This is a genomic window from Algoriphagus sp. (assembly GCF_024642405.1).
Classification (GTDB): domain Bacteria; phylum Bacteroidota; class Bacteroidia; order Cytophagales; family Cyclobacteriaceae; genus Algoriphagus.
The window spans coordinates 1-3,858 of sequence record NZ_JAHEBC010000353.1; the positions used below are offsets into that span (position 1 = coordinate 1).

Sequence of the window (3,858 nt, forward strand, 5' to 3'; positions counted from 1 at the left end):
CTCCACGGAAATTAATGGATGTTTCCAAATTGAAAAGCGCAGGCTGGGAGTCTAAAATTGATCTAATTGATGGAATAGAAGCTACTTATTCTTGGTTTTTAAAAAATCAAAACAACTTCAAGGAAGTGAAAATTTGAAAGTGGAAGTTGCTATTTTATTGACCTGTTTTAATAGGAAAGCTAAGACCAAAGCTTGTCTTGAAAATTTGCGCACACAAAATATTCCGGCTGAATTTTCTTTTCGCGTTTTTATTTGTGACGATGGGTCTTCTGATGGAACTTCTGAAATGCTAAAGAAGGACTTTCCAGATGTCTGCGTAGTGAAAGGTAATGGAAAGCTGTTTTGGGGAGGAGGAATGAGTAAAGCATGGAAATTGGCTAAGGAAACAGCTCAATTTGATTATTATCTATGGTTGAATGATGATACTTTTTTGCTTCCAGATGCACTTTCTGCCCTTTTTTCTGAATACAAATCAATTGGTAGAACAGCAATTTTGACTGCTGCATGCAAAGAACCGGGAACCTTTAAATTTACTTATGGTGGTCTGATGGATGAGTATATTCCTTTAATTCCCAACGGAGAACTTCAAGAAGTGAGATTTATCAATGGAAACCTGGTTTTGATTCCAAAGGAAATAGAAGAGAAAATAGGGGTAATATCTTCTCTTTATACACATTATCTTGGTGATTTTGATTACGGGCTTCGAGCGCTTAGAGCTGGCTTTCCCTGTTTTACTACTTCAAAATATTTGGCTGAATGTGAATCCAACCCTTTTCCAAATTGGTCAGATCCAAACTTGCCATTAAGAAAAAGGTGGAAAATCGCCCATGATGTAAAAGGAAGAGCTGTATCAGAATATATAAGCTTTAAAAGCTATCATTATGGTAAAATTGTGGGGTTTAAATCTTTAATAGATATTTATCTAAAGCTTTTTTTCACAGATAGTTATGTCGATTTTCGAAATAAAATTTTAAATAAAACATAAGATTTGTATGAGGTTTTTTCTCATATAAATAAAAAGGACATGAAAACAGCATTAATAACTGGGATCACTGGTCAGGACGGTTCTTACCTAGCAGAATTACTTTTAGAAAAGGGCTACCAAGTTCATGGCATTAAGCGAAGAGCATCTTCCTTCAATACTCAGCGGATCGACCATCTCTATCAGGATCAGCATGAAACAAATGTGAATTTTGTTCTCCATTATGGAGATCTGACCGACTCAACTAATATCATTCGAATTATTCAGGAGGTTCAACCTGATGAAATTTACAACCTTGGTGCTATGTCACATGTCAAAGTTTCTTTTGACTCTCCTGAGTATGTGGCAAATGTAGATGCAGTTGGGGCGCTTCGAATTTTGGAAGCAGTTCGCATTCTGAAATTGGAAAAAAAGACGCGGATCTATCAAGCTTCTACCTCCGAGCTTTATGGAGGAATGGAAGAAAACAAAAACGAGGATGGGTATTATGATGAAAATTCGCCCTTTTATCCTCGATCTCCTTACGGTGTAGCCAAGATTTATGGGTTTTGGATTACCAAAAACTACCGGGAAGCCTACAACATGTTTGCGTGCAATGGAATTCTTTTTAACCATGAATCTCCGAGAAGGGGAGAAACATTTGTCACTCGCAAAATCACCATGGCTGCCGCTGCAATTGCCTTGGGCAAACAAGATTGCCTATACATGGGTAATTTGGATGCACAGCGGGATTGGGGTCATGCAAAGGATTATGTCAAAGCCATGTGGCTGATGTTACAGCAAGAACTGGCTGAAGATTATGTAATTGCCACGGGAAAGACCACCAAAGTCCGTGACTTTGTTCAAATGGCCTTTGCTCATGTAGGGTTTTCTATCAGGTGGGAAGGAGAAGGTGTAAATGAGGTGGGGATTTTGGATTCTGTTGATTTTGTGAAGTATTCAAAAGCTACGCAACTTTCAATTGAACAGTCAATGGTACCAAAATCAGATACCGTACTGATTCGCATCGATCCTGTTTACTTTCGCCCCACAGAGGTTGATATACTTAAGGGTGATCCAACCAAATCCAATACCCAGCTTGGCTGGAGGCCAGAATATGACCTCCCTGGTTTGGTAGAGGATATGATGAGAGGGGATTTGAATGAACTAATTAAAAAATAATAGTTCAATTTTAACTTGATACTTAAACCATATTTTTTGCCTAAAAGCCAGTATGTTATTGGTACTAGGTATAATGTTTTCCAAGACTTTTAAACAAATTCTTAATACTTGAAAAAGGCAATAATTACGGGAATAACTGGTCAGGATGGAGCATATTTAGCTCAATTGCTGATTCAAAAAGGGTATAAAGTTATTGGGCTTAGTCGTCAAAATGATTTACAGTCAGCCTACCGATTAGTTTATTTGGGAATTGATCAACAAGTGGAAGTCACTCAAGTTGATCTTACAAATCCTCGTGCCGTCATGGATTGCTTGGAAGCATACCACCCAGACGAAATTTATAATTTAGCAGCTCAGAGTTCCGTTGGACAATCATTTAAGTTTCCCCAAGAGACTTTCTCTTTTAATACGCTCAGCGTGATGAACTTGCTTGAGGGAATTCGTCAGTTTGATAAAAATATCCGCTTTTACCAGGCCTCCAGTAGTGAGATGTTCGGAAGTGTTAGCCTTAAGAATCTTCCCATCCGTGAATCTCTTCTTTTTCACCCTGTAAGCCCTTATGGGATTTCCAAAGCCTCTGCACATTGGTTAACTGTTAATTACAGGGAAGCATATGGGCTGTTTACGGCCTGCGGGATTTTGTTTAATCATGAATCTTCGCTTAGGGGAGAAAATTTTGTGGTCAAAAAAATCATTAATACTGCCATCAGGATAAAAAATGGAGAAGTAAAAGAATTAAATGTAGGGAATTTAGCAATTAGTAGGGATTGGGGTTATGCTCCCAAATACGTGGAGGCGATGTGGTTGATGCTACAGCAAAATATTCCTGCAGATTATGTGATCTGCTCTGGTCAAGTGACTAGTTTATTGGAATTAATTAATCAGGTTTTTAATAAACTGGATTTAGACCTTCGGTCTTATGTGCGGTTAGACCCACAATTATTACGTTCGCTAGATTTAGCCATAATATATGGTGATAACTCTAAGGCGAAGCAAGAATTAGGTTGGGAGTATGAAATGGATATCTCTTACTTGATTTCCAGGCTGATTCAAGACGAGGAAGACTTGATAAAATGGAAGACATCCAAAATTTAAGTAAACCAATACGGGTAGTTTTTTTTCAGCGGAAGCCTAGAGGGCAAAATTTTAGTGTGGAGATTCTTTTTGAAGAAATCAGAAAAAATCTTCCTTTAAATGTTCAGCCTTTGATTTCAATTGCAAGCTATACTAGTAATGGTTTTTGGAAGCGATTATACATTTCTATAGAAGCTGCATTCCGCCAAAAATGGGGAGATATTAATCATATAACTGGGGATGTAAATTTTATTGGTTTTTTTTTTAGAAGAAGAAAAACCATTCTGACCATTTTGGATGTTGGTTTCATGAAACATTCAAACCCATTGGCTCGCTGGATACTGCAGCTATTTTGGGTCAAGATTCCGGTGAAAAAGGCTGCGATTGTTACCACTATATCTCAAGCCACGAAAGATGAATTGTTGAAATATGTTGACTGCGACCCTTCTAAAATTAAGGTAGTTTATGTTCCAATCGCAACTCATTTCAAGCCTAAGCTAAAGATTTTTCAAAATGATAAACCTATAATCCTGCAAATTGGGGTTGCTTTCAATAAAAATATCGAACGATTGATTGAGGCAGTGAAAGGTATTTCTTGCCATTTAGAAATTGTAGGGAATTTGGAAGAAAGGTTAATTCGA

General features: G+C 37.5%; 3 protein-coding genes and 1 pseudogene. All 4 read left to right on the forward strand.

Translation table 11 applies throughout. The features are described from left to right. Positions 1 to 139: 139 nt before the first annotated feature. The gene (locus tag Q0L68_RS17575) at positions 140 to 985 is read left to right on the forward strand and encodes a glycosyltransferase family 2 protein (RefSeq protein WP_296705568.1); all 846 of its coding nucleotides are present in this window, start codon (positions 140 to 142) and stop codon (positions 983 to 985) included. Positions 986 to 1,024: 39 nt separating this feature from the next. Then, entirely contained in the window at positions 1,025 to 2,143 is a 1,119-nt protein-coding gene (gene gmd / locus Q0L68_RS17580) for a GDP-mannose 4,6-dehydratase (RefSeq protein WP_296705569.1), read from the forward strand. Between the two features lie 108 nt (positions 2,144 to 2,251). After that, positions 2,252 to 3,238, forward strand: coding sequence for a GDP-mannose 4,6-dehydratase (locus tag Q0L68_RS17585; RefSeq protein ID WP_296705570.1), 987 nt, complete (start codon positions 2,252 to 2,254; stop codon positions 3,236 to 3,238). Continuing rightward, positions 3,217 to 3,858 (forward strand): annotated as a pseudogene (locus Q0L68_RS17590) (hypothetical protein); the annotation flags it as partial. The gene Q0L68_RS17585 and the pseudogene Q0L68_RS17590, both read left to right, overlap by 22 nt.

Excerpts from the sequence above, each read along its gene's own strand:
- gmd (WP_296705569.1), top strand. The coding sequence starts at position 1,025 with ATGAAAACAGCATTAATAACTGGGATCACTGGTCAGGACGGTTCTTAC.